This window comes from Nocardia sp. NPDC052566 (assembly GCF_044547285.1).
Lineage (GTDB): Bacteria > Actinomycetota > Actinomycetes > Mycobacteriales > Mycobacteriaceae > Nocardia.
The window spans coordinates 306,776-332,798 of sequence record NZ_JBIUAF010000007.1 but is presented as its reverse complement, the minus strand read 5'-3'; the positions used below and the strand labels follow the sequence as shown (position 1 = coordinate 332,798).

General features: G+C 68.2%; 27 protein-coding genes and 2 tRNA genes. 13 read left to right on the top strand and 16 right to left on the bottom strand.

Annotation, left to right across the window (positions count from 1 at the left end):
* Positions 1-60 precede the first annotated feature (60 nt).
* Together ACIG5A_RS36225 and ACIG5A_RS36220 are read left to right on the top strand one after the other, a co-directional pair.
* Positions 61-1,008 carry a LysR family transcriptional regulator gene (locus tag ACIG5A_RS36225; protein ID WP_397248617.1) on the top strand — a complete coding sequence of 316 codons (948 nt, stop codon included), beginning with the start codon at positions 61-63 and terminating at the stop codon, positions 1,006-1,008.
* Positions 1,005-1,781 (top strand): enoyl-CoA hydratase-related protein, encoded by a 777-nt coding sequence (locus ACIG5A_RS36220; RefSeq protein ID WP_397248615.1) that lies wholly within the window; start codon positions 1,005-1,007, stop codon positions 1,779-1,781. Before ACIG5A_RS36225 ends, ACIG5A_RS36220 begins: the two co-directional genes overlap by 4 nt.
* Positions 1,782-1,790: 9 nt before the next feature.
* On the opposite strand, the gene ACIG5A_RS36215 is transcribed toward ACIG5A_RS36220, so the two are convergent.
* The 4 genes from ACIG5A_RS36215 to ACIG5A_RS36200 are packed head-to-tail and all read right to left on the bottom strand — an operon-like array spanning position 1,791 to position 4,691.
* Positions 1,791-2,666: an alpha/beta fold hydrolase gene (locus tag ACIG5A_RS36215; RefSeq protein WP_397248613.1), complete on the bottom strand. Its 876-nt coding sequence runs from the start codon at positions 2,664-2,666 to the stop codon at positions 1,791-1,793.
* A gap of 48 nt (positions 2,667-2,714) precedes the next feature.
* Positions 2,715-2,966: a hypothetical protein gene (locus tag ACIG5A_RS36210; protein WP_397248611.1), complete on the bottom strand. Its 252-nt coding sequence runs from the start codon at positions 2,964-2,966 to the stop codon at positions 2,715-2,717.
* 55 nt (positions 2,967-3,021) lie between these two features.
* The gene (locus tag ACIG5A_RS36205) at positions 3,022-3,705 is read right to left on the bottom strand and encodes a uracil-DNA glycosylase (RefSeq protein ID WP_397248609.1); all 684 of its coding nucleotides are present in this window, start codon (positions 3,703-3,705) and stop codon (positions 3,022-3,024) included.
* Positions 3,706-3,716: 11 nt separating this feature from the next.
* A complete protein-coding gene (locus tag ACIG5A_RS36200) occupies positions 3,717-4,691 on the bottom strand; it encodes a thiamine-phosphate kinase (protein ID WP_397248607.1) in 975 nt (324 codons plus the stop codon).
* A gap of 180 nt (positions 4,692-4,871) precedes the next feature.
* Here ACIG5A_RS36200 and ACIG5A_RS36195 point away from each other — a divergent pair, with 180 nt between their 5' ends.
* Entirely contained in the window at positions 4,872-5,501 is a 630-nt protein-coding gene (locus ACIG5A_RS36195; protein ID WP_397248605.1) for a DUF3515 domain-containing protein, read from the top strand.
* On the opposite strand, the gene ACIG5A_RS36190 is transcribed toward ACIG5A_RS36195, so the two are convergent.
* The 3 genes from ACIG5A_RS36190 to ACIG5A_RS36180 form a co-directional block, all read right to left on the bottom strand.
* Entirely contained in the window at positions 5,449-5,775 is a 327-nt protein-coding gene (locus ACIG5A_RS36190) for a DUF6191 domain-containing protein (RefSeq protein ID WP_397248604.1), read from the bottom strand. The two genes, ACIG5A_RS36195 and ACIG5A_RS36190, sit on opposite strands and share 53 nt — an antisense overlap.
* Positions 5,776-5,837: 62 nt before the next feature.
* Positions 5,838-6,941 (bottom strand): D-alanine--D-alanine ligase family protein, encoded by a 1,104-nt coding sequence (locus ACIG5A_RS36185; RefSeq protein ID WP_397248602.1) that lies wholly within the window; start codon positions 6,939-6,941, stop codon positions 5,838-5,840.
* A 44-nt stretch (positions 6,942-6,985) separates the two neighbouring features.
* Positions 6,986-7,981 (bottom strand): NAD(P)H-dependent glycerol-3-phosphate dehydrogenase, encoded by a 996-nt coding sequence (locus tag ACIG5A_RS36180; protein WP_397248600.1) that lies wholly within the window; start codon positions 7,979-7,981, stop codon positions 6,986-6,988.
* A gap of 108 nt (positions 7,982-8,089) precedes the next feature.
* Between ACIG5A_RS36180 and cofC the strand changes: the two genes are divergently transcribed.
* The 3 genes from cofC (at position 8,090) to ACIG5A_RS36165 (ending at position 12,031) form a co-directional block, all read left to right on the top strand.
* Positions 8,090-8,773, top strand: a complete 684-nt coding sequence (cofC, locus tag ACIG5A_RS36175) for a 2-phospho-L-lactate guanylyltransferase (RefSeq protein WP_397248598.1) — start codon at positions 8,090-8,092, stop codon at positions 8,771-8,773.
* 142 nt (positions 8,774-8,915) lie between these two features.
* Entirely contained in the window at positions 8,916-11,075 is a 2,160-nt protein-coding gene (locus ACIG5A_RS36170; protein WP_397248596.1) for an RNA degradosome polyphosphate kinase, read from the top strand.
* A 20-nt stretch (positions 11,076-11,095) separates the two neighbouring features.
* On the top strand, positions 11,096-12,031 hold the full coding sequence (locus ACIG5A_RS36165; protein ID WP_397249433.1) for an NUDIX domain-containing protein: 936 nt from the start codon (positions 11,096-11,098) through the stop codon (positions 12,029-12,031).
* A gap of 129 nt (positions 12,032-12,160) precedes the next feature.
* On the opposite strand, the gene ACIG5A_RS36160 is transcribed toward ACIG5A_RS36165, so the two are convergent.
* From ACIG5A_RS36160 to leuC, 3 genes are all read right to left on the bottom strand, one after another.
* A complete protein-coding gene (locus ACIG5A_RS36160; RefSeq protein ID WP_397248594.1) occupies positions 12,161-12,802 on the bottom strand; it encodes an HU family DNA-binding protein in 642 nt (213 codons plus the stop codon).
* 156 nt (positions 12,803-12,958) lie between these two features.
* Positions 12,959-13,567: a 3-isopropylmalate dehydratase small subunit gene (gene leuD, locus ACIG5A_RS36155; protein ID WP_397248591.1), complete on the bottom strand. Its 609-nt coding sequence runs from the start codon at positions 13,565-13,567 to the stop codon at positions 12,959-12,961.
* A 41-nt stretch (positions 13,568-13,608) separates the two neighbouring features.
* Complete coding sequence (gene leuC, locus ACIG5A_RS36150) at positions 13,609-15,033, bottom strand: 3-isopropylmalate dehydratase large subunit (RefSeq protein ID WP_397248589.1); 1,425 nt, start codon at positions 15,031-15,033, stop codon at positions 13,609-13,611.
* A gap of 139 nt (positions 15,034-15,172) precedes the next feature.
* Between leuC and ACIG5A_RS36145 the strand changes: the two genes are divergently transcribed.
* The 3 genes from ACIG5A_RS36145 (at position 15,173) to ACIG5A_RS36135 (ending at position 16,790) form a co-directional block, all read left to right on the top strand.
* Positions 15,173-15,874 carry an IclR family transcriptional regulator gene (locus ACIG5A_RS36145; protein ID WP_397248587.1) on the top strand — a complete coding sequence of 234 codons (702 nt, stop codon included), beginning with the start codon at positions 15,173-15,175 and terminating at the stop codon, positions 15,872-15,874.
* A gap of 46 nt (positions 15,875-15,920) precedes the next feature.
* Positions 15,921-16,457, top strand: a complete 537-nt coding sequence (locus tag ACIG5A_RS36140) for a pyridoxamine 5'-phosphate oxidase family protein (RefSeq protein ID WP_397248585.1) — start codon at positions 15,921-15,923, stop codon at positions 16,455-16,457.
* A gap of 129 nt (positions 16,458-16,586) precedes the next feature.
* Positions 16,587-16,790, top strand: a complete 204-nt coding sequence (locus tag ACIG5A_RS36135) for a DUF5302 domain-containing protein (RefSeq protein ID WP_397248583.1) — start codon at positions 16,587-16,589, stop codon at positions 16,788-16,790.
* A gap of 544 nt (positions 16,791-17,334) precedes the next feature.
* Here ACIG5A_RS36135 and ACIG5A_RS36130 read toward each other — a convergent pair.
* The 4 genes from ACIG5A_RS36130 to ACIG5A_RS36115 form a co-directional block, all read right to left on the bottom strand.
* Positions 17,335-17,407: transfer RNA gene (locus tag ACIG5A_RS36130), tRNA-Glu, on the bottom strand.
* A 185-nt stretch (positions 17,408-17,592) separates the two neighbouring features.
* Positions 17,593-17,664: transfer RNA gene (locus ACIG5A_RS36125), tRNA-Gln, on the bottom strand.
* Between the two features lie 119 nt (positions 17,665-17,783).
* Positions 17,784-19,256 (bottom strand): glutamate--tRNA ligase, encoded by a 1,473-nt coding sequence (gene gltX, locus ACIG5A_RS36120; protein WP_397248581.1) that lies wholly within the window; start codon positions 19,254-19,256, stop codon positions 17,784-17,786.
* A 20-nt stretch (positions 19,257-19,276) separates the two neighbouring features.
* A complete protein-coding gene (locus tag ACIG5A_RS36115; protein ID WP_397248579.1) occupies positions 19,277-20,050 on the bottom strand; it encodes a fumarylacetoacetate hydrolase family protein in 774 nt (257 codons plus the stop codon).
* A 203-nt stretch (positions 20,051-20,253) separates the two neighbouring features.
* On the opposite strand from ACIG5A_RS36115, the gene ACIG5A_RS36110 reads away from it, so the two are divergent.
* From ACIG5A_RS36110 to ACIG5A_RS36095, 4 genes are all read left to right on the top strand, one after another.
* On the top strand, positions 20,254-21,438 hold the full coding sequence (locus ACIG5A_RS36110) for an MFS transporter (RefSeq protein WP_397248577.1): 1,185 nt from the start codon (positions 20,254-20,256) through the stop codon (positions 21,436-21,438).
* Between the two features lie 112 nt (positions 21,439-21,550).
* Positions 21,551-22,162: a TetR/AcrR family transcriptional regulator gene (locus ACIG5A_RS36105; RefSeq protein ID WP_397248575.1), complete on the top strand. Its 612-nt coding sequence runs from the start codon at positions 21,551-21,553 to the stop codon at positions 22,160-22,162.
* A gap of 61 nt (positions 22,163-22,223) precedes the next feature.
* Positions 22,224-22,628, top strand: a complete 405-nt coding sequence (locus tag ACIG5A_RS36100; RefSeq protein WP_397248573.1) for a hypothetical protein — start codon at positions 22,224-22,226, stop codon at positions 22,626-22,628.
* Between the two features lie 45 nt (positions 22,629-22,673).
* Entirely contained in the window at positions 22,674-22,946 is a 273-nt protein-coding gene (locus ACIG5A_RS36095) for a hypothetical protein (protein WP_397248571.1), read from the top strand.
* Positions 22,947-23,026: 80 nt separating this feature from the next.
* On the opposite strand, the gene ACIG5A_RS36090 is transcribed toward ACIG5A_RS36095, so the two are convergent.
* Together ACIG5A_RS36090 and serA are read right to left on the bottom strand one after the other, a co-directional pair.
* Positions 23,027-24,034, bottom strand: coding sequence for a 3-isopropylmalate dehydrogenase (locus tag ACIG5A_RS36090; protein ID WP_397248569.1), 1,008 nt, complete (start codon positions 24,032-24,034; stop codon positions 23,027-23,029).
* A gap of 224 nt (positions 24,035-24,258) precedes the next feature.
* Positions 24,259-25,857, bottom strand: a complete 1,599-nt coding sequence (serA, locus tag ACIG5A_RS36085) for a phosphoglycerate dehydrogenase (RefSeq protein ID WP_397248567.1) — start codon at positions 25,855-25,857, stop codon at positions 24,259-24,261.
* Positions 25,858-26,023: the final 166 nt, after the last annotated feature.

Sequence of the window (26,023 nt, the reverse complement as noted above, 5' to 3'; positions counted from 1 at the left end):
GACGTGGGCGGCATGCGCGCGACGCAACTTTGACAACTGACACTTGCGTACGATGCAACTATGTCCGACCAGCTCGACCTGAACCTCCTCCGCGTATTCGACGCGCTGCTCCAGGAAGGCAGCGTCACCGCGGCCTCGGAGCGCCTGCATCTGTCCATCCCGGCGACCAGCCGGGCGTTGAGCAGGCTGCGGCGCGCGATGAACGACCCGATCCTGGTGCGCGCGGGACGCGCCATGGCCCCGACGCCGTTCGCGCTGCGCGCGGCGCCGCGGGTGCGGTCACTGCTCGACGAGGCGGCGGCGCTGATCAGCACCGACCGGGCGGTCACCCTCGCGGAACTGAAGCGCACCTTCACGATTCGCATCAACGACGGCGTCGCCGCGACCCTGGTGACGGCGGTCGTCGAGGCCACGGCCGCGCACGCACCCGGGGTGACGCTGCGCTTCGTCTCCGAGGGCAGCGAGAGCATGGAGGCGCTGCGCGACGGCTCCGTCGATCTCGATATCGGCGCGGGCGAGGTCAGCGCACCCGACATCCGGACTGCCGTGCTGTACCGGGAGCACATGGTCGGCCTGGTGCGGGCCGACAGCCCGCTCGGTGTGCACCGCCGCCCGACCTTGCCGCAGCTGTGCCGGTATCCCCACGTCTCGGCCTCCCGGCGCGGCCGCACCCGCGGCCCGCTCGACGACGCGCTCGATGCCGCGGGCCTGCGGCGGCACGTCGCCGCCGTGGTGCCGACCTTCGCGGTCGCCGCACTGCTCGTCTCGTCGAGCAGCTACGTCGGGCTCGTCCCCGCGCGCCTGGCCGAACAGTACGGCGTGACGCTCGGCCTGCGCTGGTTTCCGATCGCCGCGCCGCTGCCCGAGATCGAGGTGCGCCTGCTCTGGCATGCCAGGCTCGACGCCGACCCGGCACAGCGCTGGCTGCGCGACACCATTCGCGACGCACTCGGCGAGCCGGGCGACGGACCGGGGCCGATGGCCGACGCACTACTGTCCTCGGTATGAGTTCCGCTGAGCAGACCGAGTACGTCAGCATCGCCGACGGCGTACTGCAGATCACCATCGCGACGGCCGCCAACGGCACCTCCATGGATTTCGACGGCATCACCGCGGGCGCCGACGCGCTGCGCGGTGCGGGCGCCGAGGTGGGTGCGGTGCTGCTGACCGGCACGGGCGCCAACTTCTGCGCGGGCGGCAACGTGCGCGGCTTCGCCGCCGCGGCGGACCGCTCGGCCCATATCCACGCTCTGGCAACGGAATTGCACGAATTCGTACGCGCGCTCGACGCGATCACCGTCCCGGTCGTGGCAGGCGTGCACGGCTGGGCGGCGGGTGCGGGCATGAGCCTGGCGTGCCTGGCCGATATCGCCATCGGCGGTCCGTCGACCAAGCTGCGCCCGGCCTATCCCGGTATCGGCCTCAGCCCCGACGGCGGCATGTCCTGGACGCTGCCGCGTATCGTCGGCGCGGGCCGCGCGCGGGAAATCCTGCTCACCGACGCGGTTCTCGACGCCGACGAGGCGGTGCGCCTCGGCATCCTCAGCCGCCTGGTCGCCGATGACGAGGTGCGCACCGAGGCGCGGACCGTGGCCGAGACCTTGTCCGCCGGACCACGATCCACCTACGCGAGCATCAAAACCCTACTGGCGCACAGTGACTCGTCGACGCTGGGCGACCAGCTCGACCGCGAGCGCGACGCCATCGCGGCGGCGGCGAGCAGCCCGGCCGGCCGCGAAGGCGTCGACGCGTTCGCGGAGAAGCGCAAGCCCAACTGGTGACCCGCTGACTCAATCCCGGGTGCCGAGCACGAATTTCGCGACGGCCTCGGTGAACGCGTCGTTGTCGTCACCGGCCGCGGTGTGTGCCGCGCCGCCGATCTCGACGAGTTGCGCGTGCGGCACCAGTTCCTGGAACGCCGCCGCGCCCTCGGCGCTGACCACGTCGGACTCCATACCGCGCACCAGCAGCACCGGCACGGTCAGTGCGCGCGCGGCGATCTCGACATGCTCGAGCATCGCCGACCGCTCCTCGCCCCTGCCGCTGAGCAGGTCCGGATCCCAATGCCAGTACCAGCGGCCGTCGCGCTCGCGCAGGTTGCGCAGCAGTCCGTCGGTGCTCTTGGGCCGCGGCCGGTGCGGCATATATTCGGCGACCGCGTCGGCGGCCTGGTCGAGGCTGTCGAATCCGGCGCGATGTTTACCGAGGAAATCGAGCACCCTGGCGATGCCCGCGGGTTCGGGGCGGGTCACGATATCGACGAGCACCAGTGCGCTGATCGACTCGCCACCCTCGGTATCGGTGGTGAGCAGCCCGGTGATGCCGCCCATGCTCGCGCCGACCACCACCGCGCCGTTTTGTGGTGTCGCGCCCAGTTGTTCGAGCACACAGAGCAGGTCGCGCACCATGGTGTCGCGCGTGTAGTCGCCGTCGTCGGCCCACGCGCTGTCGCCGTGCCCGCGCGCGTCCAGCGTGACCACCCGCATACCGTCCGCGGCCAGCTTGGCGCCGGTCTGCTTCCACGAGTGCCTGGTTTGCCCGCCGCCGTGCAGGAACACGACGAGCGGGCCGTCCGCCGGGCCGAAATGGTCGGCGACCAGTTCGATCCCGCCCGAACCGCGCAGCCGCAGCCGGACGGGCTCGAGAAGGTTGTTCGCATCACTCACGATCCGAGGATCGCATAGCGACGTCTACGGTGCGCTGTCAGCTCCCGGTCAGCAGTCCAGGCGCATCGCGCTGAAGGTGCGCTGGAAGAAACAGGCGACCTTCGCGTTCACCGAAGAGGAGATGGTGGAGGAACCGGAGGAGGTGAACTCCTCGGCCACGGGCGCCGACGCGGTGCTGCTCGCGGTGTCGGTGGCGGGCTCCAGCGGCAGGCCAGCCGCGGACGCGGTCGCCGAGCCACCCGCGAGTGCGGCGACGACGGCGAACGTGGCGGTAGCGCCGCGGACGGTTCTGGTGTGCATTGAGGTGCTCCTGTCGTAATTCATCTTCACTAGCGGTAGGGATTCGAGAAGGTTCTCAGGGCAGCCGCCAGTCGACCGGTTCGGCGCCGAGCTCGTCGAGCAGTTCGTTGACGCGGGAGAAGGGCCGGGAGCCGAAGAAGCCGCGCGAGGCGGACAGCGGTGAGGGATGCGCGGATTCGATGTAGGGCACTTCCGCTTCGGCCAGCGTCGGCTTCAGCGTCGAGGCGTCGCGGCCCCACAGGATCGCGACCAGCGGCTCGTCGCGGCCGACCAGCGCGCGAATCGCCTGCTCGGTCACCGCTTCCCAGCCCTTGCCGCGATGCGAGGCCGGCGTGCCTGGACGGACCGTCAGCACCCTGTTCAGCAGCAGCACACCCTGATCCGACCACGGGCTCAGGTCGCCGTTGGACGGCGTCGGGTGGCCGAGATCCTTGGTGTACTCGGCGAAGATATTGGCCAGGCTGCGCGGCACCGGCGAAACATCAGGGGCGACAGAGAAACTCAGCCCCATCGCGTGGCCGGGGGTCGGATACGGATCCTGGCCGACGATGAGCACGCGCACGGCGTCGAACGGACGCTGGAAGGCGCGCAGCACATTCTCACCGGCCGGTAGATACCCGTGGCCCGCGGCGTTCTCCGCCCGCAGGAACTCGCCCATCTCGCCGATCCGGTCCGTCACCGGTTCCAGTGCCTTCGCCCAGCCCGGATCCATGATTTCCGACAGTGGTTTCGCGCCCATGACCGGACAACCTATCGCGGTCCGGGCGCGGGTGCCGAGTCTGCCCCACTGAACGATTCCCAGCCGCCGGTGCCCGGCCGCACGATACCGTCCACGGTGACCCCGTGACCGGCGCACACGCGCCCGATCGGCACCCAGCCCGCGGGCAGCGCGCGGCCGGGCGGCCAGGCCGCGGCGAAGGCGTGATCCTCGCCGCCGGTCAGAATCCATTGCGCCGCATCGGCATCCAGCGTCGCGGCGAGCGCGGCCAGCGCCGTATCGGCCAGCGCGGCGGAGTCGAGGTCGATCGCGACACCGGAGGCCTCGGACATATGCCCCAAATCGGCGAGCAGCCCGTCGGAGACGTCGGTGAGCGCGTGCGGCGCCGTATCGGCGAGCGCGTCGAGCACCGCGCCGTACGGCGGCCGCGGAACACGGTGGGCCGCAAGCGCATCCGCGAGGTCATCGGTCGGCTCGATGCCGCGGGACAGTACGTCGAGACCCGCCGCCGACCAGCCGAGCCGGCCCGCGACGGCGACCGTATCCCCCACGCGCGCACCGGATCTGGTGATCGCCGGGCGTCCGTGCAGATCACCGAACGCGGTGACCGAGAGCACGATCTCGGTGCTGCGCACCAGATCTCCGCCCGCGATGGAGGCGCCCGCCCTGGCCGCCTCGGCCCACATGCCGTCGGCGAGCCCGTCCACGAAGTCGAGCGGGGTGTCGGCCGGGCAGCCGAGCGCGACCACGAACGCGCTCGGCACCGCGCCCATCGCGACCACGTCGGCCGCGTTCTGCGCGATCGCCTTGCCGCCGATATCGCGCGGACTCGACCAGTCGAGCCGGAAGTGGCGTCCCTGCACCAGCATGTCGGTGCTCACCACGAATCTGCCGTCGGGCGCGGCGATCAGCGCGGCGTCGTCGCCGGGCCCGAGCAGGACGCCCTTCGTCTGGACTCGTCCGGCGTTGATGCGCTCGATCAGCGCGAACTCACCCAGTTCACGCACCGTCCTCGGCCCCGTGCTGTTGCTGATGACCCGGTCCCTTTCACCGCGCGCGCTGGCTGGAATCGCCCCGACGGTACCCTTGCCGAGGCAAATGAGCATCACTGGGCTGGTCCACCGCACGCCGCGCACGCTCCGGCGTTCGACCGCCCGGATCAGCGCGAACAGGAAGGATCGGTGCAGATGGCGGCGGAATCGGGTCGCGAAGCGGGCAAGGCCGAGCCGTTGGCGGACACTGCGCCCCCCGAGAACACGGCGCCCACCGAGAACACCGGACCCCGGGGTTATCCGCCCGCGGTGATCGCCACCCTGGTCGCCCTTCCCGTCGTGCTGGTGGTCGGCGTACTGGTCGCCGCGGTGATCGCCAAACGCGCTCCGGTCGAGCGGGAACCGCTGGTGCTCGGCCCGGTGCCCGCGCCGGCCGCGAACGGCCCCGCGTGCACCACCCTGCTGCCCGCGCTCCCCGTCGAGCTCGGCGAGTTCACCAAATCCACACTGGTCGAGCCCGCACCGCCGGCCACCCGCGCCTGGCAGCGCAAGGAGGGCGGCGACGCCATCGTGCTGCGCTGCGGCCTCGACCGCCCGCTGGAGTTCAACCGCGCCTCACCGCTGCAGGTCGTCGACGGCGTCGAGTGGTTCGAGATCAGCGATCCGGCCGCCAAGGCGAGCACCTGGTTCGCCGTCGACCGCGAGACCTACATCGCGCTGACCGTGCCGCACGGCTCGGGTCCGACACCGCTGCAAGAGGTTTCGGACACCATCAAGGAAAAGCTCGCCGCCCGCGCGATCGATCCGGGTCCGCTGCCGAACTGAGCGTCACCCTGCCGGACGCCAGATCGACGTCGAGTCCACCGGGCGCGCCGTCACCCGGATTCTCCCGATACATCAACGTCGACTGCACCTGTTCGAACTCGTGCTGCTTGCCCGCGGCGAACACCGCGTCGAATTGCTCGAATCCGACTGCGGAGACCGGCCGTCCGTCGCCGCCACGCATCCACGGCACCAGATTCTTCCCGGTCGTCTTGCGCCACGCCACCTCGACGAAGGCAAGAGCCATGATCAACAGGGCCAAACCGGGAATCGTCATTGCCACGAGCATGGTTCGAGACTACGGACAACCCGGCCGCCGCGCACCGAACCACGGCGCATTCAGCGCAGGCCGGTGCCCCGGGCGATCGCGGTCTCGATCAGCGTCGATACCAGCGTGCGGTAGTCGACCCCGGTGGCTTCCCACATGCGCGGGTACATCGAGATCGCGGTGAAGCCCGGCATGGTGTTGATCTCGTTGATCACCGGCCCGTCCGCGGTGAGGAAGAAGTCGACGCGCGCCAGCCCCTGACAGTCCAGCGCGCGGAAGGCGCGCACCGCGAGTTCCCTGACGCTGTCGGACACGTCGTCGTCCAGCTTGGCCGGCACATCGAATTCGCAGACGTCATCGAGGTATTTGGTGTCGAAGTCGTAGAACTCGGGGCTCTCGGCCGCCTCGTCCGGCATCCTGATCTCGGCGACGACGCTGGCCTGCACCCGCCCGTCCGGGAATTCCAGTACGCCGCACTCGACTTCGCGTCCGACGATGCCCGCCTCGATGATCACCTTCGGATCGTGCTGCCGCGCGGCCACGATCGCCTTGCCGAGATCGGCCCAGTCGGTGACCTTGGTGATGCCGATCGATGAGCCGCCGCGCGCCGGTTTGACGAACACCGGAAGCCCGAGCCGCGCCCGATCCTCCTCGCTCAGCGTGTCGTCGCCACGCCGCAGCACCACCTGGGTGCCGATCGGCAGGCCCTCCGCGGCGAGCAGCTTCTTGGTGAACTCCTTGTCCATGCCCGCCGCGCTGGCCAGCACACCGGGCCCGACATACGGGACACCCGACAGCTCGAGCATGCCCTGCAGCGTGCCGTCCTCACCGAACGGGCCGTGCAGGATCGGGAACACCACGTCGACCGAACCGAGCGCCGCGCCCGGATCATCGAGCGCGACAAGCGCACCGGAGTGGCTCGGGCCCGCGGCCAGCGTCAGCGCGGTACCGGTCGCGTCCACCGAAGGCAGCGCATGATCATGGAAGGCGAGGGCGGCGACCTGCGAGTTGTCGCCGAGCACCCAGTCACCGGCCGGAGTGATGCCGACGGGAACGACCTCGTACTTCTCCGGATCGAGGTTTCGTAGCACGCTGCCGGCCGACACGCACGACACGGCGTGCTCGTTGCTCCGCCCGCCGAACACCACAGCCACTCTGATCCGGTTGTTCGTCATGACCGGAAACCGTACCCGTTACGGCGGGCGCAGCCGGTGCCGGTCTACTCCGGCTTGATCCGGCGGCCCAGCAGATTGCCGACCGCCTCCGGCACCGCCATACCTTCGTGGCAGACCTGGTGCACCGCGGTGGTGAGCGGCATCTCCACATGGTGTTTCGCGGCGAGCGCCCGGATCGATGTGCAGGACTTCACACCCTCCGCGACCTGTCCGTGGGTGGCCTCCTGCGCGGCGTCCATCGATCCGCCCGCGCCGAGCACATGACCGAAGGACCGGTTGCGCGACAGTGGCGAGGTGCAGGTCGCCACCAGATCGCCGACCCCGGCCAGTCCGGCCAGCGTCGCGGGCTCCGCGCCCAGCGCGACGCCGAGCCGGATGATCTCGGCGAGGCCACGGGTGATGATGCTGGCGATCGTGTTGTCCCCCAGTCCCATTCCCGCGGCGATCCCGCAGGCGAGCGCGATCACGTTCTTACACGCGCCGCCGATCTCGCAGCCGACCACGTCGGTATTGGTGTAGGGCCGGAAGTATCCGGTGGCGCTGGCATGCTGCAACGCGACGGCCCGATCGGCGTCGGCGCACGCGATGACGGTCGCGGCGGGCTGCCCGACCGCGATCTCCTTGGCCAGATTCGGCCCGGACAGCACCGCGATCCGGCTCTGGTCGGCGCCGGTCACCTCCCCGATGACCTGACTCATCCGCAGCAGCGTGCCGGTCTCGATGCCCTTGGCCAGACTCAGCAGCGACGAATCCGGCTCGATCAGGCCCTTCCACTCCGCGAGATTCACGCGCAAGGATTGGGACGGCACCGCAAGCACCACTATGTGCGCGCCGTCCAGCGCGACGGCAGGATCGTGGGTGGCCGCGATCGGCGGCAGCTGAATATCGGGCAGGTAGAAGGGATTGCGATGTTCGCTCGACAGTGCCTCGGCCACCTCGGGCCGCCGCGCCCAGATCGTCACCTCGGTTCCCGCGTCCGCCAAGACCTTCGCGAACGCGGTGCCCCATGATCCCGCGCCCAGTACTGCCGCCCTCGTCATTCGCTCAATATGCCATGTTGATTCGGCGGCGCTCTCTGTGCCCTGCGTGGTTACGCTGCGCTACCTCCTCCGGGCCCTGAGTTCGCGCCGCGTGGAAGGATTGGACGCATGCGCCCGCACGCCGTGCACGCCGTGATCGCGGTCAAGAGCCTCGATCGCGCCAAGAGCCGCCTAGCCGACCGGCTGCGCCCGGAGCACCGGGCGCGGCTGGTACTCGCCATGCTCGCGGACACCGTGACGGCCGCGGCGGCGGTGCCGAGGATCGGGTCGGTCACCGTGGTCACCCCGGATCCTGTAGTCACCGAGCTGGCGCTCGCCCTCGGCGCGCAGGTCCATCCCGAGCCGCCCATCGCCGACCCCGACAGTCTCAATGCCGCACTGGCCGACGCCGCGAACGCGCTGCGGCACCGGCACGGGCCCGTCGATCTGCTGGCGCTGCAGGCCGATCTGCCCGCGTTGCGTGCCGGCGAGCTCGCCGAGATGCTCGCGACCGCACCGGACGGCGCGCGCTCGCTGGTCGTCGACCACGCGGGCACCGGCACCGCCGCGCTGCTGGTCCGCCACCCGATCGCCGCGCTGGAACCGCGCTTCGGGCCCGATTCGGCGCGCAGGCATATCGGCGCGGGCGCGATCGACCTGACCGGGGACTGGCCGGGACTGCGGCTGGACGTGGACACCGCCGCGGATCTGGATCTCGCGATCGAGCTGGGCACGGGCGATTCGACGGACGCTGTGCTGTGCGACATCGGCTGGCCGAGCCGCGTTCACGAGCCAGTACGGCGCGTGTGCTAGCCGATCGCCAGGACCGGGTGATACTCGCGGCATTCACGGTGTCGGGCTGCACGGCTACCGATAAGTAAGGGATGATCGGGTGCGTGAGTGAGCGAAGCGAGCGAACACCGAGTCAGCGCATGCCGACCAGCGAGGTGCAGGCATGAGTAACACAGAGACCGTCAAGCAGCAGGCTTTGCTGCCGACGCCGCCACCCGCGGCGACGCCGCCCTCTGCCCTCTCGGCGGCGCAACGGTTGCCCGCTGATCGCTACCTGAACCGAGAACTCAGCTGGCTCGATTTCAACGCGAGGGTGCTCGCCCTCGCCGAGGACGCGTCGCTGCCGTTGCTGGAGCGGGCGAAGTTCCTCGCGATCTTCGCCTCCAACCTCGACGAGTTCTACATGGTGCGCGTCGCGGGGCTGAAACGTCGCGCGGAAACCGGACTTTCGGTGCGTTCCGCCGACGGACGCTCGCCCACTGAGCAATTGGCGCTGATCGCGGCACGCACCCAGGAGATCGCGGTGCGGCACGCGCGGGTATTCCTCGACTCGGTGCTGCCCGCGCTGACCGCGGAGGGCATCGCCATCATCGACTGGTCCGATCTGGACGACGATGAGCGCCAGCGCCTTTCGGGGCATTTCCAGGATCAGGTCTTCCCTGTCCTCACTCCGCTCGCGGTCGATCCGGCGCACCCGTTCCCCTACATCAGCGGTCTGAGCCTGAATCTCGCCGTGACGGTGAAGGATTCGGCCACCGGCGGCGAGCACTTCGCCCGCGTCAAGGTGCCCGACAATGTCGACCGGTTCGTCCGTGTGCGGCGCACCGACTCCGGCTCCCCCATCGCGGCCTTCCTGCCGATGGAGGCGCTCATCGCGGCCCACCTCGATCTGCTGTTCCCCGGCATGGAGGTGGTGGAGCACCACTCGTTCCGTATCACCCGCAACGCCGATTTCGAGGTCGACGAGGATCGCGACGAGGATCTGCTGCAGGCACTGGAGCGCGAGCTGGCCCGCCGCCGCTTCGGCACTCCGGTGCGACTAGAGGTCTCCGACGATATGACCGAGCACATGCTCGATCTGCTGCTGCGCGAACTCGACGTCGATCCCGGCGATGTGATCCAGGTGCCCGGCCTGCTGGACCTGTCCTGCCTGTGGCAGGTCTACGGCGTCGACCGGCCGAATCTCAAAGACGCGCCGTATGTTCCGGCCACCCCGCCCGCCTTCGGCGAGCGCGAGACGCCGCGCAATGTCTTCCAGGCGCTGCGCGAGGGCGACGTGCTGGTGCACCACCCGTACGATTCCTTCTCCACCAGCGTGCAGCGGTTCATCGAACAGGCCGCCGCCGATCCGCAGGTGCTCGCCATCAAGCAGACCCTGTACCGCACCTCCGGTGACTCCCCGATCGTCAACGCGCTCATCGACGCCGCCGAGGCGGGCAAGCAGGTGGTCGCCCTCGTCGAGATCAAGGCGCGCTTCGACGAGCAGGCCAACATCAAATGGGCGCGGGCGCTGGAACAGGCGGGCGTGCACGTGGTCTACGGCCTCATCGGCCTCAAGACGCACTGCAAGACCTGCCTGGTGGTGCGCCGCGAGGGCGCGACCATCCGCCGCTACTGCCATATCGGCACCGGCAACTACAACCCGAAGACCGCCCGGCTCTACGAAGATGTCGGATTGCTCACCGCCGCACCGGAAATCGGCGCCGATCTGACCGACCTGTTCAATTCGCTGACCGGTTACTCGCGAAAGGCCAACTACCGCAACCTGCTCGTCGCGCCGCAGGGCGTGCGGGCCGGGATCGTCGAGCGGATCCAGCGCGAGACCGAGCTTGCCCTGCAGGGCAAGCCGGCCCGAATCCGTATGAAGGCCAACGCGATCGTCGATGAACAGGTCATCGACGCGCTGTACCGCGCCTCACAGGCCGGTGTACCGGTGCAGATCGTGGTGCGCGGCATCTGCGGACTGCGTCCCGGCGTGCCCGGCATGAGCGAGAATATCGAGGTGCGTTCGATTCTCGGCCGCTTCCTCGAGCATTCGCGGATCATGCACTTCCAGGCGCAGGACCAGTACTGGATCGGCAGCGCCGACATGATGCACCGCAATCTGGACCGGCGCGTGGAAGTCATGGCGCAGGTGAAGGATCCGCGCTCCTGCGAGCAGCTCGCGCAGGTATTCGACTCCGCACTGCATCCGGCGACCCGCTGCTGGGTACTCCAGACCGACGGCAGTTGGCAGGCCTGGCCCGAGGCGGGCACCGACGGCGTACAAGTGCGTGACCACCAAGAGTTCCTCATGCGGCTGCGGAGACCGGATCAACAGTGACTGGCACGGCGGGATACGAGATGGAAGGGGGATCCTTCTGGGATCCCCGTGTCAAAGCCAACATTCACGCCGCGGGCGCGGTGGTGTGGCGGCGGGCGGCCGACGGCGGCATCGAGATCGCCGTCGTCCATCGCCCGAAGTATCAGGACTGGTCGCTGCCCAAGGGCAAGCTCGACCCCGGTGAGACCCCGGTACTCGCCGCCGTGCGCGAGGTGGCCGAGGAAACCGGTCTGGATTGCGTGCTCGGCCGCTATCTCGGGCATGTGACGTACCCGATTCCGGGACACCGCAAGCTGAAGCGGGTCGACTACTGGGCGGCCGAGGTGGCCGGTGGCGCCTTCGCGGCCAACTCGGAGGTCGACGAGCTCGGCTGGTACCCGCTCGACCGGGTGCAGGATCAGCTGTCGTATCCGATGGACCGCCAAGTGGTTCGGACGTTCACCCGGCTCCCGCCCGACACCAGCACGCTGCTGCTTGTGCGCCACGGTAAGGCCGGACGCCGAGATCGCTTCGCGGGCCAGGACTTCGAGCGTCCGCTGGAGAAGGCGGGGCTGGCCCAGGCCGAGGCGCTGGTACCGAATCTGTTGGCGTTCGGGGCATCCGAGGTTCATTCGGCCGATCCGGTGCGCTGCGTGCAGACCGTCTCACCGCTGGCCGACAAGCTCGGCGCCGAGATCGTGCTGGAGCCGCTGCTATCCGAAACCGGTTATGCCGCAGCGCAGGACGAGGCGCGGCAGCGGATGGCGTCGCTGGTGACATCGAGCGCGGTGCGCGTTGTGTGCAGTCAGGGCAAGGTGATTCCCGATCTGCTGCGATGGTGGGCCGACAAGGACGGCGTGACACTGCCGCCCGCGCGCAACCGCAAGGGCAGTGTGTGGGCGCTGTCGTTCGTCGGCGACCGGCTGGTGGCCGCCGACCACATGGACCGCGCGCTCGGTGTGGTCATCGAGGCCTGAGCGTCAAACCCCGAACAGGACACAAGAAACGGCCCCAGGGAGGTCTCCCTGGGGCCGTTTCGTACACGTGGAGCTGATGATTCGGCCGTAGGCCGATCATCCAGCGGGAAAACTCCGCTGCCGCAGTGGTTACCGGGCGCGACGAGCGGGCGCCTTCTTGGCGGCCGTCTTGCGAGCCGGAGCCTTCTTGGCAGCCGTCTTCTTGGCGACCGTCTTCTTGGCGACCACCTTCTTGGCGGGCGCCTTCTTGGCGGTGGCCTTGGTGGCGGTCTTCTTCGCCACCGTCTTCTTGGCGACGGTCTTCTTGGCGGCCGTCTTCTTGGCGGGAGCCTTCTTCGCGGCCTTCTTGGCCGTGGTCTTCGCGGGCGCCTTGGTCGCGGTCGCCTTCTTGGCGGCCGTCTTCTTGGCGGCGGTCTTCTTGGCAGCCGCTTTCTTCGCTGCCACTGGCGCATTCGCACCGCGCTTGACCGCGGGGCCGCTGGCGGTGAGCTTCTGCTTCCCCGCGATGACGGCCTTGAACTGAGCGCCCGGACGGAACGCAGGCACCGAAGTGGGCTTCACCTTGACGGTTTCGCCGGTACGCGGGTTGCGAGCGACGCGCGCGGCGCGCTTGCGCTGTTCGAACACACCGAATCCGGTGATCGTGACGCTCTGGCCCTTGTGAACCGCGCGCACGATGGTGTCGACAACACTCTCAACTGCCGCAGTAGCCGTGCGCCTGTCCGTACCCAACTTTTCGGTCAGAACGTCGATCAGTTCCGCCTTGTTCATTGAATCCTCCGCAGACTAATGGCCCGTCGTCGGACCGACTAGGTACCACGGTAAACCCACAATGGGCAAGAGTCTATGTGCCACGCCAAAATTCATGTGGTTTAGCACACGTCCAGCTACCGGCCACCTAGTCGCCCAGCTAACACCCGGAGGTGATTACGCTTGCGAAATATGTGCCGGGAGGGTGGTGGGTTTCCAAGTCGGCCTTGCCTTTTCGAACTCGCCGATGACGTCGCTGCGCCGCAGCGTGAGCCCGATGTCGTCCAATCCTTCGAGCAGACGCCACCGGGTGTAGTCGTCAATATCGAACGGCAACACGACGGTTCCGGCCGTCACCGTCCGACTCTCCAGGTCCACAACCAATTCCATCCCAGGCTGTTCCTCGAGCAACTTCCAGAGCATTTCGACATCGTTCTGTGACATCTGAGCGGCCAACAGGCCGCCCTTACCGGCATTGCCCCGGAAGATGTCGGCGAACCGCGACGAGATGACGACCCGAAAGCCGTAGTCCGACAGCGCCCATACCGCATGCTCACGTGAGGAACCGGTGCCGAAATCCGGACCGGCCACCAGCACACTGCCCCTGTTGTAGGGCTCGGTGTTCAGAATGAAGTCCGGATCCGTGCGCCAAGCCGCGAACAGACCGTCCTCGAATCCGGTGCGCGTCACGCGCTTCAGGTACACCGCCGGGATGATCTGGTCGGTGTCGACATTGGATCGACGGAACGGGACGCCGATCCCCTTATGCACGGTGAAAGCTTCCATGATGGTGATTTCTCCTGAGTCGGTGGGGGTATCGCGGCGGATCAGTCCAGATCCGCAGGCGAGGACAGGGTTCCGCGTACCGCCGTCGCGGCCGCTACGAGCGGGGAAACCAGGTGTGTGCGGCCACCTTTGCCCTGCCTGCCCTCGAAGTTGCGGTTCGACGTCGAAGCACAGCGCTGACCGGGCGCGAGCTGATCGGGATTCATTCCCAGGCACATCGAGCAACCCGCCTGCCGCCATTCGGCGCCCGCGGCCGTGAAAATCTCGCCCAGTCCTTCTTTTTCCGCCTGCGCCCGAACCCGCATCGAGCCCGGTACAACCAGCATTCGCACGCCGTCGGCGACGTGGCGTCCCTTCAAAATCCCGGCCACCGCGCGCAAATCCTCGATGCGGCCGTTGGTGCACGATCCGACGAATACGGTGTCCACGGTCACGTCGCGAAGTGGAGTACCCGGCTCCAAATCCATATACCGCAGCGCCTTCTCGGCCGACTCGCGTGCCGTCACATCGGCGATCTGGGCGGGGTCTGGCACCGATTCCCCCAGCGGCGCACCCTGTCCCGGGTTCGTGCCCCAGGTCACGAACGGTGTCAACGCATTCGCGTCGATGCGCACCTCGGCGTCGAACACCGCGCCCTCGTCGGTTCGCAGTGCGTCCCAGGCGGCCACTGCTGCCGTCCAGTCGGCTCCCTGAGGCGCGTGCGGGCGTCCCTGGAGGAATTCATAGGTCGTTTCGTCCGGAGCGATCATGCCGGCCCGTGCGCCCGCTTCGATGGACATGTTGCAGACGGTCATCCTGGCTTCCATCGACATGGCCCTGATCGCCTCGCCGCGGTATTCCAGAACGTAGCCCTGACCGCCGCCGGTCCCGATCTCGGCGATGACGGCCAGGATCAGGTCCTTGCTCGTGACGCCTTCGGGCAGGGTGCCGTCCACCGTGATCGCCATCGTCTTGAACGGGCGCAGCGACAGCGTCTGAGTGGCCAGGACATGCTCCACCTCGCTGGTGCCGATGCCCATCGCCAGCGCGCCGAACGCGCCGTGGGTCGAGGTGTGGCTGTCGCCGCAGACCACCGTCATGCCCGGCTGGGTCAGGCCGAGTTGCGGCCCGACGACGTGCACGATGCCCTGATCCAGATCGCCCATCGGATGCAGCCGCACGCCGAATTCCGCGCAGTTGTGCCGCAGCGTCTCCACCTGGGTGCGGGAAACGGGATCCGCGATCGGCTTGTCGATATCGACGGTCGGGACGTTGTGGTCCTCGGTCGCGATGGTGAGATCGGGCCTGCGCACCGGCCTGCCCGCCGCGCGGAGCCCATCGAAGGCCTGCGGGCTGGTCACCTCGTGCACGAGATGCAGATCGATGTAGATCAGGTCGGGTTCGCGTGCCACGCCCTCCCCCGCACCGCGGGCGACGACGTGTTGCTCCCAGACCTTCTCGGCCAGCGTGCGTGGGCGTTCGGCCATAACTCGATCACCTTTCGACTAGCAGCAGGTCCGCACCGGGTATGGGCTGATGGTGCGGCCGATTCGGCGGGTCGCGGGCTGAGCGTGGAATCTCAACATCCGCGTAGAATCTCAACATGCGAGACGCTAATATCGTTCTATGAGACAGCATAGCGGCATCGGCGTCCTCGACAAAGCAGTGGCAGTGTTGTATGCCGTCGCCGAGCATCCGTGCGGTCTCAACGAGCTGTGCGAGCGCACCGGCCTGCCGCGCGCGACCGCGCATCGCCTGGCCGTCGGCCTCGAGGTGCACCGGCTGCTCGCCCGCGACAGCAGCGGTCAATGGCGGCCGGGCCCGGCGCTCGCCGAGCTCGCCGCCGGCGCGACCGACCCGCTCACCGAGGCCGCGGGCGCCATCCTGCCGAGGTTGCGCGAGATCACCGGCGAGAGCGTGCAGATCTACGTCCGCGACGGCCACGCCAGGATCTGCATCGCGGCGCTGGAACCGCCCGTCGGCCTGCGCGATACGGTCCCGATCGGCGCCCGGCTACCGCTGACCGCGGGCTCGGCCGCGAAGGTGCTGCTCGCCTGGTCCGATCCCGAACTGCAGCGCACCGTCCTGGCCGACGCCGTGTTCGGTGAGCGCGCGCTGGCCGAGGTGCGCAGGCGCGGCTGGGCACAGAGCGCCGCCGAACGCGCCGCGGGCGTGGCCAGCGTGTCCGCACCGGTGCGCGATGCCGCGGGCATGGTGGTCGCCGCGGTGTCGGTGTCCGGCCCGATCGACCGGATGGGCCGCAGGCCCGGCGCGCGCTGGGCCGCCGATCTCGTCGCGGCGGCCGAGGCGCTGCACAAGCGGCTGTGACCCGACGGGTGTAACCGACGACACATGCCCTCACTACAGTGACCCCATGGGAGTTAACCAACGGTCGCAGATCGTGATGACCGACAGCGAGATCACCGATTTCCTCGAGCGCAGCCGCATCGCCACCATGGCCACCGTCGGCGCCGACGGCAGGCCCCACCTGATCGCCATGTGGTACGCACTGCTCGACGGCGAGCTTGCGGCGGATGGCTCGGTCCGCAAGCTCCCCGAGCTGTGGTTCGAGACCAAGGCGAAATCGCAGAAGGCCGTCAACCTGCGCCGCGACCCCCGCATCACCTGCATGCTCGAAGCCGGCGACACCTACGACCAGCTGCGCGGCGTCTCCCTCGAGGGCACCGCCGAGATCGTCGAAGACCCTGAACGGCTGTTCGCGGTCGGTGTCAGCGTGTGGGAGCGCTACACCGGCCCCTACTCCGAGGAGGCGCGCCCCTTCGTGGAGTCCATGCTGAACAAGCGCATCGCGATCCGCGTCGTGCCCGAGCGCATCCGCAGCTGGGATCACCGCAAGCTCGGCCTGCCCGCACTCCCCCTCGGCGGCACCACCGCCGAGCCGCGCGACTGACCGCGCCACGACCAAATCGACCTGACAACCAGGCCGTCCACACGTTAGCGTCGTCTGGTTCGACATGAATCGGCCGGGCGCCGCCGCCCGCGAGGGTGCGACGCGCGGCTCAACGACGAGGAGCAGGCGATGGCGGAATCGGGTAGTAGTTCCAACGGCTCTGGCGAAACCGAAGCCAGCGCCGAGGACGTGAAACGCAAGTTCCGCGAGGCCCTGGAGCGCAAGAAGCAGCAAAGCGCCCGCGCGGCCGACCACCTGGACGGCCGCTCCAAGGCCGCATCCACCCACGGAAACGCCAGCCACAAACGGGAATTCCGCCGCAAGAGCGGCTAACCCCTTGGCAGCACCGAAAAGGCCCTCCAGTCCCGGACTGGAGGGCCTTACGTGTACCCCGACCAGCAGCCAAGCAGCGAAACGCCCCAGCAGCCAGCAACACTCACCACCACCAGGCAATTACCGCAACAGCCACCAACCCCAAGCCAGACCCCCGCACTCAGCAACACCGACCAACTCCAGCCAACCGACGACCAGCAGCTCCCCCGCCCCACGAAAAGCCCCAGGAGCCCCCAGCCCTCGCCACACCAGGTGGCAACCACAGCAGTAGACCCCACCGATCCCAGCCAGCGGAAAGATCCCAGAGCCACGACACCAGGCACCGCAGCCCGACAACCAGAAAGTCCCCGACAACAACCAGGAGGTCCCCCCGCCCGACACGAAGGGCACACATCGCAGACCCCGAGCCAATCCCAGCCCCGCCCAAGGGGGGTCCGGGGGGGCGAAGCCCCTCCGGGCTGGGGGTGTGGGGGCGCGGCCCCCACAAGACATTGCGAAGCAAAAACGGCCCATGCTCTCTATGAGCATGGGCCGTCCATTTGCGTAGCCCCGACGGGATTCGAACCCGCGCTACCGCCTTGAGAGGGCGGCGTCCTAGGCCGCTAGACGACGGGGCCAGGACTGATCTCCCACTTTCGTGGTGACCATCCGGTGATCTTTCGATCGGTTGCGCTCCCAGGCTTTCACCCGGTCAGGCGCTTTTTGGAAGCTCGGTTAGCTTAGCGGACCGAAGCTCGGCGTCCAAATCGCCAGATGCTGTAGGGATTTCGGCCGCGAACCGAACTCTCTTCAACGATCTCCGCTGGGGTACCAGGACTCGAACCTAGAATGGCTGAACCAGAATCAGCTGTGTTGCCAATTACACCATACCCCATTGACCAGGGATTCCGACCTCGTGTCTGGCTGACTCGAGACCGTGTTCCGGGCCGAGAAGAAGATTACCCCAAGGCCATGGGTGAACTACAAATCGCCTGGTCAAAGGCCTGTTTGGGCTCAGTTTGCGGCTGCGAAGCCCTGTGCCGACCGCAGCCGGGCCAGGGTGGTCTCGCGGCCGAGCAGTTCGAGCGACTCGTACAGCGGCGGACTGATGTGCGATCCGGTCACCGCGACGCGCACGGGCGCGAAGGCCTTGCGCGGCTTGAGTGCCAGTTCATCGATCAGCGCGGTTTTGAGCGCGTCCTCGATCGCCGCGGTGGTCCACTCCGCCAGCGGCTCCAGCGCGGCGATGGCGGCGCGCAAAACGGGTTCGGCATCGGGGCCGAGATTCTTCGCACCCGCCGCGGGGTCGATCGCGAACTGTTCCGCGGGCGCGAACAGGAATCGCAAAAGATCCCATGCATCTGTGAGGACCACGATTCGCGTCTGCACGAGTTCGGCCGCACTCGCGAACAGCTTCTCGTCGATTTCGGCGCCGATGTGGCCGTGTTCGGTGAGGTACTCCCGGAGTCGGTGAGTGAAATCACCCGGTTCCAGCAACCGGATGTGCTCGGCGTTGAGTGCGTCGGCCTTCTTCTGATCGAATCGGGCCGGATTCGAATTCACTTTCGATATGTCGAAGGCGGCCACCATCTCCGCCATAGAGAACACATCGTGATCATCCGCGATACTCCACCCGAGTAGAGCCAGGTAATTCAGCAAACCTTCAGGGATGAATCCGCGATCGCGATGTACGAACAGATTCGACTCCGGATCGCGCTTGGACAACTTCTTGTTGCCCTGGCCCATGACGAACGGAAGATGTCCGAACTCCGGAGTGAACTCCGCCACCCCGATACGGCGAAGCGCGGCGTACAGCGCGAGCTGGCGCGGGGTCGAGGAGAGCAGGTCCTCGCCGCGCAGCACGTGGGTGATCTTCATCAGTGCGTCGTCGACGGGGTTGACCAGTGTGTACAGCGGATCGCCGGTGCCGCGGGTGAGCGCGAAGTCCGGCACGCTGCCCGCCTTGAAAGTGGTTTCGCCGCGGACCAAGTCGTGCCAGGTGAGGTCCTCGGCGGGCATCCGGAGCCGAATCACCGCGGGGCGCCCGGCATCTCGGAACGCCTGGATCTGTTCCGGGGTGAGATCTCGGTCATAGTTGTCGTAACCGAGCTTCGGGTCGCGGCCCGCGGCCAGGTGGCGCTGCTCGACTTCCTCTGGCGTGGAGAAGGATTCGTAGGCTTCGCCGGCTTCCAGCAAACGCGCGACCACATCGAGATGAAGATCACGGCGCAGCGACTGCCGGTACGGCTCGTAGGGCCCGCCGACCTCCGGACCCTCGTCCCAGGTGAGTCCGAGCCAGCGCAGCGCGCCGAGCAGCGCCTGGTAGGACTCTTCGGAATCGCGTGCGGCATCGGTGTCTTCGATGCGGAAGACGAACTTGCCACCGTGGTGGCGCGCGTACGCCCAGTTGAACAGCGCCGTCCGGATCAGGCCGACGTGCGGCGTCCCGGTGGGCGACGGGCAGAAACGGACCCGTACTTCAGTCATGGCTCTCTTTCGACTTCGACTCAGCGCTTGGCGGCAACGGGATTGGTGAGGGTTCCGATGCCCTCGATGGTCACCGAGACCTGCTGTCCCGGCTGCATCGGGCCGACGCCCTCCGGGGTACCGGTCAGGATGACATCGCCGGGCAGCAGCGTCATGACGGTGGTGATCCACTCGATGAGCTTCGGAATGTCGTGCAGCAGCAGCGATGTGCGGCTGCGCTGGCGGACCTCACCGTCGAGTTCGGTGCGGATCTCCAGATCCGAAGGGTCCAAGGAGGTTTCGATCCACGGGCCGAGCGGGCAGAAGGTGTCGTAGCCCTTGCCCCGTGTCCATTGGCCGTCGTGGCGCTGCTGATCGCGCGCGGTCACATCGTTGGCAACGGTGTAGCCGAGCACCACGTCCAGCGCGCGGGCGGCGGGCACGTCCTTGCACGGGCGGCCGATGACGATGGCGAGCTCGCCCTCGTAGTCGACCTGAGAGGAGCTGGGCGGCAAGATGATCGGGGCATTCGGCCCGACGATCGACGTGCTCGGCTTCATGAAGATGACCGGGTCGGCCGGTGCGGGCCCGCCCATTTCCGCCGCGTGCGCGGCGTAGTTCTTGCCGATGCAGATCACCTTGCTCGCCAGGATCGGCGCGAGCAGGCGCACATCGGCCAGCGGCCAGCTCCGTCCGGTGAATGTGGGCGTACCGAACGGGTGTTCCGCGATCTCCTTCGCAACAGTGTCGCTTCCCTCCCCTTCGATGCTGACGAACGCGACCCCATCGGGACTGGCAACTCGACCTAGACGCATGGCTCGCAGTCTATCGACCTGCTCTTACACGGCCGACCACCCGGTACGGGACGTCCGCGCGGCGCGTCGGGACGACCCGCCGCCGCTGTGACCAGATAGACAGCCGCGGTGCGAAATCGGCTTGCGCGCAGGGTGTAGCGTGAGCCTCGATGTTCATTCAGTGGGAATTTAATCCCAGATATTGAGATTTTGAGGTGAGGCCGATGGCTACCACTGCCCCGATTCACGAGGTCAGGCGCTGGTCCATGCTGGGACTCGGCGTCTTCGCCCAGGCGGCAAGCTCGGTCTTCATCCACGGCGTCCCCTTCCTGCTTCCCGCGCTGACCGATGACGGCATGGCGCTGGCCACCGCGGGCCTGCTTGTCGCGATGCCGACCGTCGGACTGGTCTGCACACTGATCGCGTGGGGTTATGTGGTCGACCGCATCGGCGAGCGCAAGGTGCTGATCGGCGGGCCGCTGGTGATGTTCGTCGCCGGTATCGCGGCCGCGTGCGCGTCCAACGACATCGCGCTTGGCGCACTGTTGTTCGCCGGCGGCGTCGGCGCGGCGAGCACCAACGGCGCGAGCGGCCGGGTCATCGTCGGCTGGTTCCCGCCGGACCGGCGCGGGCTGGCGATGGGTATTCGGCAGACCGCGCAGCCGCTCGGCGTCGGCATCGGCGCACTGACGATTCCCGCCGTTGCGGCGAACTACGGTGTGCCCGCGGCGATTCTGGTTCCCGCGCTGATGGCCGGAGTGGCCGCGATCGGCTGCGTGATCGGCATCGTCGATCCGCCACGCACGGCGGGCGCCGCGGATAAGGGACTGCGCGCCAACCCCTATCGCGGCGATGCCACCCTGTGGCGCATCCATGCGGTCTCGGTGCTGCTTGTCGTCCCGCAGGCCACCGTGTGGACCTTCGCGCTGCTGTGGCTGCACCGCGACATCGGCTGGTCGCTGGCCGCGGCGGGCGCTTTGGTCACGATGACCCAAATACTGGGCGCCTTGGGCAGAATCGGCGCGGGCGCCTGGTCCGACCGCGTCGGCAGCAGGATGGGACCGCTGCGCACCGTCGCCGTCGCGGCCGTGATCTGTATGGCCGCACTGGGTTTCACCGCGTGGACGCACTGGTGGTTCGCCGCCATCCCGCTGTTGATCGCCGCCTCTGTGATCACCGTGGCGGATAACGGCCTGGCGTTCACCGCGGTCGCGGAGATCGCGGGGCCCTACTGGAGCGGGCGCGGGCTCGGTATCCAGAACACCGGCCAGAACCTGGCCGTCGCCGCGGTGCCCCCGGCGCTGGGCGCGCTGATCACCGCCAGCGGCTTCCCCGCCGCTTATGTGGTCGCCGCCGCCATGGCGGCCGCGGCGATCCCGCTGGTTCCGGCCGACCGTCGCACCGAATAGCTATCACCCACAGCAGGATTCGCGTCCGCCCCACCGCATGGGGCGGACGCGTTTCGCTGACGCCGAGATGCTAAGATGGCGACAGCCCGTTGCCATCAACGCGGGGAGGCTCATGCCGAAGATCGATGCACCGACCATCATCGAGCACCGCGCGAACCAGGAACGCGCGCTGCTCGATGCCGCCCGTGACCTACTGCTCTCCGGTGGGCCGCAAGCGGTTACACCCTCCGCGGTCGGCGCCGCGACCGGGCTCGCGCGCAGCAGCGTCTACAAGTACTTCCACTCCGGCGAGGAGATACTCACCCGCATCGTCTCGGATGCGTTCGCCGAGTGGGGCGCGCAACTGCGCGACACCGTCGAACGCGCCGAAACCCCGGCGGGCCGCATCGACGCCTACGTGCGAACGACCTTGGCGCTGGCCGCATCCGGCACCCACCGCATCGCCGTACTCGGCGGCAGCCTGCCGCGCGACGAAGGCTCCCGCGAACAATTGACCCGCGCCCAGCACGAGGTGACCGCCCCCTTGCGCGCCGCGCTCGCCGACCACGGCAATCCGGATCCGGATCTCACCGCCACCCTCATCGACGGCGCGCTCGCCCGCGCCATGGATCTGCTCGACGCGGGCCGCTCGGCCAACGAGATCATCCCGGCCACAGTCGCTTTCGTCGGTCGCGCGGCGGGACTCGCGCAGCATCGCGCCGCGCCGCGCACGGCCAAGAGATAGCCCGCACACGTCATGTAAACCCAGCCTTGACACGGCCGAGACGTCAAGTCACGCTTTACACATGACCGAAGAACAGCGCACCGACCCGCAGGATGAGCGGGCGATGCTCGGAAAGTTGTTGTCCGCCAACGTGGAACTGGTCGTCGGTGCGCTCAGCCCGGAATCGGGACGGCCCGCGGCCCCCGTCCTCACCGCATTGACCGCGACCAGGAGCCTCGGCCGCCTGGTCGAGGACATCCTGCACACCCTGGCCAGGCAGGCACGCGAGGAGGGCCACACCTGGGCCGAGATCGGCGACCTGCTCGGCACCACCAGGCAGGCCGCGTTCCAGCGCTTCAGCGGCCCGATGCCACCGACCGGACCGTTCCCGCCGCTACCGGATCTGCCACCGCTGCCGCCGATCCCGCCGCTGCCAGGCATGTCCCTGCCCCCGATGCCGGATATGCCGAAGCCGCCCGGCTGGTAGCCGACCGATCCATACCGAATTGCCCTACCGCACAAGGAGATAGCCATGTTCCAAGCACCCGCCGACCTGCCGGTCAGCGAGCAGATCGCCGAATTGCGTGCCCGCGCCGCCGATATCGTCACCTACATAACCCGCTCCGCGTCCTATGTCCAGCGTCAGCACCGCGCCGTCGCGGGTGAGGTGTTCGACGCCGTCGGCCCGATCGGCGAGCCCGTCGAGATCGTGCACGACACCATCTCCGACGCCGTCTACGACATCATCCGCGACCTGACCAAAATGGTCGGCCGAGCGATCGAGGGTCAGCCACGAAAGTGGTGACGTACGAAACACTCTCACCTACAGAAAAGAGCCCCGCGCCGATCGATATGGCGCAGGGCTCTTTTCGAGCGACTGATGGATCAGACGATGGCGGCGATCCGGTCGCCGACCGCCACGGTCGACGCCGCACCCGAACGCGACGCCAGATCCTTGGCGACCGCGGATTCGATGCGGGCCGCCGCCTCGGTATTGCCGAGATGGTTGAGCAGCAACGACACCGAGAGGATCGCGGCGGTCGGATCGGCCTTGGACTGGCCCGCGATATCGGGGGCGCTGCCGTGCACCGGCTCGAACATGCTCGGATTCACGCCGGAGGCATCGATATTGCCGCTGGCCGCCAGGCCGATGCCGCCGCTGACCGCGGCCGCGAGATCGGTGATGATATCGCCGAACAGATTGTCGGTGACGATCACGTCGAACCGGCCCGGATCGTTGACCATGTGGATGGTCGCCGCATCGATGTGCTGGTAAGCCGTTGTCACATCCGGGAATTCGGCCGCGACCTCGTCGACGGTGCGCTGCCACAGAGAGCCCGCGAAGGCGAGCACGTTGGTCTTGTGCACCAGGGTGAGGTGCTTGCGGCGGGCCTGCGCCTTGGCGAAGGCGTAGCGCACCACGCGCTCGATGCCGAAGCGGGTGTTGGTGCTGACCTCGGTGGCGACCTCGTGCGGGGTCTCGACGCGAATCGCGCCGCCGGTGCCGGTGTACGGGCCCTCGGTGCCCTCGCGGACGACGACGAAATCGATATCGGGATCACCGGCGAGCGGGCTGGTCACACCGGGAAACAGCTTGGACGGGCGCAGGTTCACGTGATGGTCGAGCGCGAACCGCGTGCGCAGCAGCAGGCCGCGCTCCAGGATGCCGCTCGGCACCGACGGGTCGCCGATCGCGCCGAGCAGGATGGCGTCGTGCTGCTTCAGCTCGGGCAGCACCGAGTCGGGCAGGATCTCGCCGGTCCGGTGGTAGCGCTTGGCACCCAGGTCGTACTCGGTCTTCTCGACGCCGGGCACGACAACGTCGAGCACCTTCAGCGCCTCGGCGATGACCTCGGGGCCGATTCCGTCACCGGGGATGACAGCCAGCTTCATAAAACAACGCTCCGTTCGATTAGCGGCGTTCGCGGGCCCTACGTGGTGACGCAAGCCGCCCGCCTCCGGGCCTGAGCTCACGCCGCAGTGTTCAAAGTTCCACCGGATAGAGCCGGGCGATCAGCAGCACCGTCACGCTACTAGGTGCCTGGTCGCGGGCCGTCACCGGGCAGATACGCCGCACGCCGCCACCTGGAAGGTAGCGGCGCGCGGCGTGGTCGCTATCAGAACAGGTCGACCAGGACGATCTTCGCGGCGCCGACGGATTCGGCGATCGCGGTCTGGACCTCGGCGGGGACATCGCGGTTCACACGTAGAACCACTGTTGCGCCTTCCTTGTCCACATCCTGACTCAGCTGTGCGGCCAGGATGTCGATCCCGGCCTCGCCGAGCTTGGTGCCGATCTTGCCGAGCGCGCCCGGCTTGTCCTCGTAGTTCAGCACGGCCAGGTTGAGGCCCTCGGCGCGCATGTCGTAGTTGCGGCCGTTGATGTTGACGATCTTCTGCACCTGGTGCGGCTCGGTCAGCGTGCCCGCCACGTTCAGGGTGCGGCCGTCGCCGAACACCGCGCGCAGGTCGACCAGGCTGCGGTGGGTCGGGCTCTCCGAATGCGTGGTGACGGCGGCCTCGATGCCGCGGTCCTTGGCGAGCGCGGGCGCGTTCACGAAGGTCACCGCGTCCTCGACGAGGGCGGAGAACACCCCGCGCAGCGCCGAAAGCTCCAGCACCGCAACGTCTTGCGCCGAAAGCTCACCGCGCACCTGAACCTCGAGGCTGACCGGCAGCTCGTTGGCGAGCGCGCCGACCAGCGCGCCCTGCTTGCGCACGATCTCCAGCCACGGGGCAACCTCGTCGTTGACCGCGCCACCGGTCACGTTGACCGCGCCGGGCACGAATTCACCGGCGAGGGCGAGCTTGACGGACTTGGCGACATCGGTGCCCGCCCGGTCCTGCGCCTCCGCGGTGGACGCGCCGAGGTGCGGGGTCACCACGACCTGCGGCAGCTCGAACAGCGGGCTGTCGGTGGACGGTTCGGTCTCGAACACGTCGATACCGGCCGCGCGCACGTGCCCCGACGTGATGGCATCGGCCAGCGCCTGCTCGTCGATCAGGCCACCGCGGGCGGCGTTGACGATGATGACGCCCTTCTTGGTCTTGGCGATCGTCTCGGCGTTGAGCATGCCCTTGGTCTCGGGCGTCTTGGGCAGGTGGATGGACAGGAAGTCGGCGCGCTCGAGCACCTCGTCCAAGCTCAGCAGCTCGATGCCCAGCTGGGCGGCGCGGGCGGGCGAGGTGTAGGGGTCGTACGCGATGACCTTGGTCTCGAAGGACGCCAGGCGCTGCGCGAAGAGCTGGCCGATGCGACCGAGGCCGATGACGCCGACGGTCTTGCCGAAGATCTCGACACCGTTGAACTTGCTGCGCTGCCAGGTGTGCTCGCGCAGGGTGGCGTCGGCGGCCGGGATCTGGCGGGCGGCGGCGAGCAGCAGGGTGACGGCGTGCTCGGCGGCGGTGTGGATGTTCGAGGTGGGTGCGTTGACGACCATGACGCCACGCTCGGTGGCCGCGGGCACGTCGACATTGTCGAGGCCGACACCGGCACGGGCGACGATCTTCAGGTTCTTGCCTGCCGCCAGCACCTCGGCGTCCACCGTGGTCGCGGAGCGCACCAATAGGGCGTCGGCCTCGGGCACGGCCGCGAGCAGCGCCGGGCGGTCGGGGCCGTCGACCCACCGCACCTCGACACCGTCACCGAGCGCGTCGACGGTCGACTGGGCGAGCTTGTCGGCGATCAGAACAACAGGACGGCCTGCTTGGCTCACTGTGGGGTACTCCTGGGGAATGGGGCCGGCAATTACCGCCGCTCAGCTTAATGGGCGCCGTTTCGCCAGCGTCTCCGCCCTGGCGGGCAGCCGTCATCAGTACGGATCATCCCATGTTTGCCGTGAATTCGCGGCTCGGCTCGCAAAAATATGATGACCGGTCTAT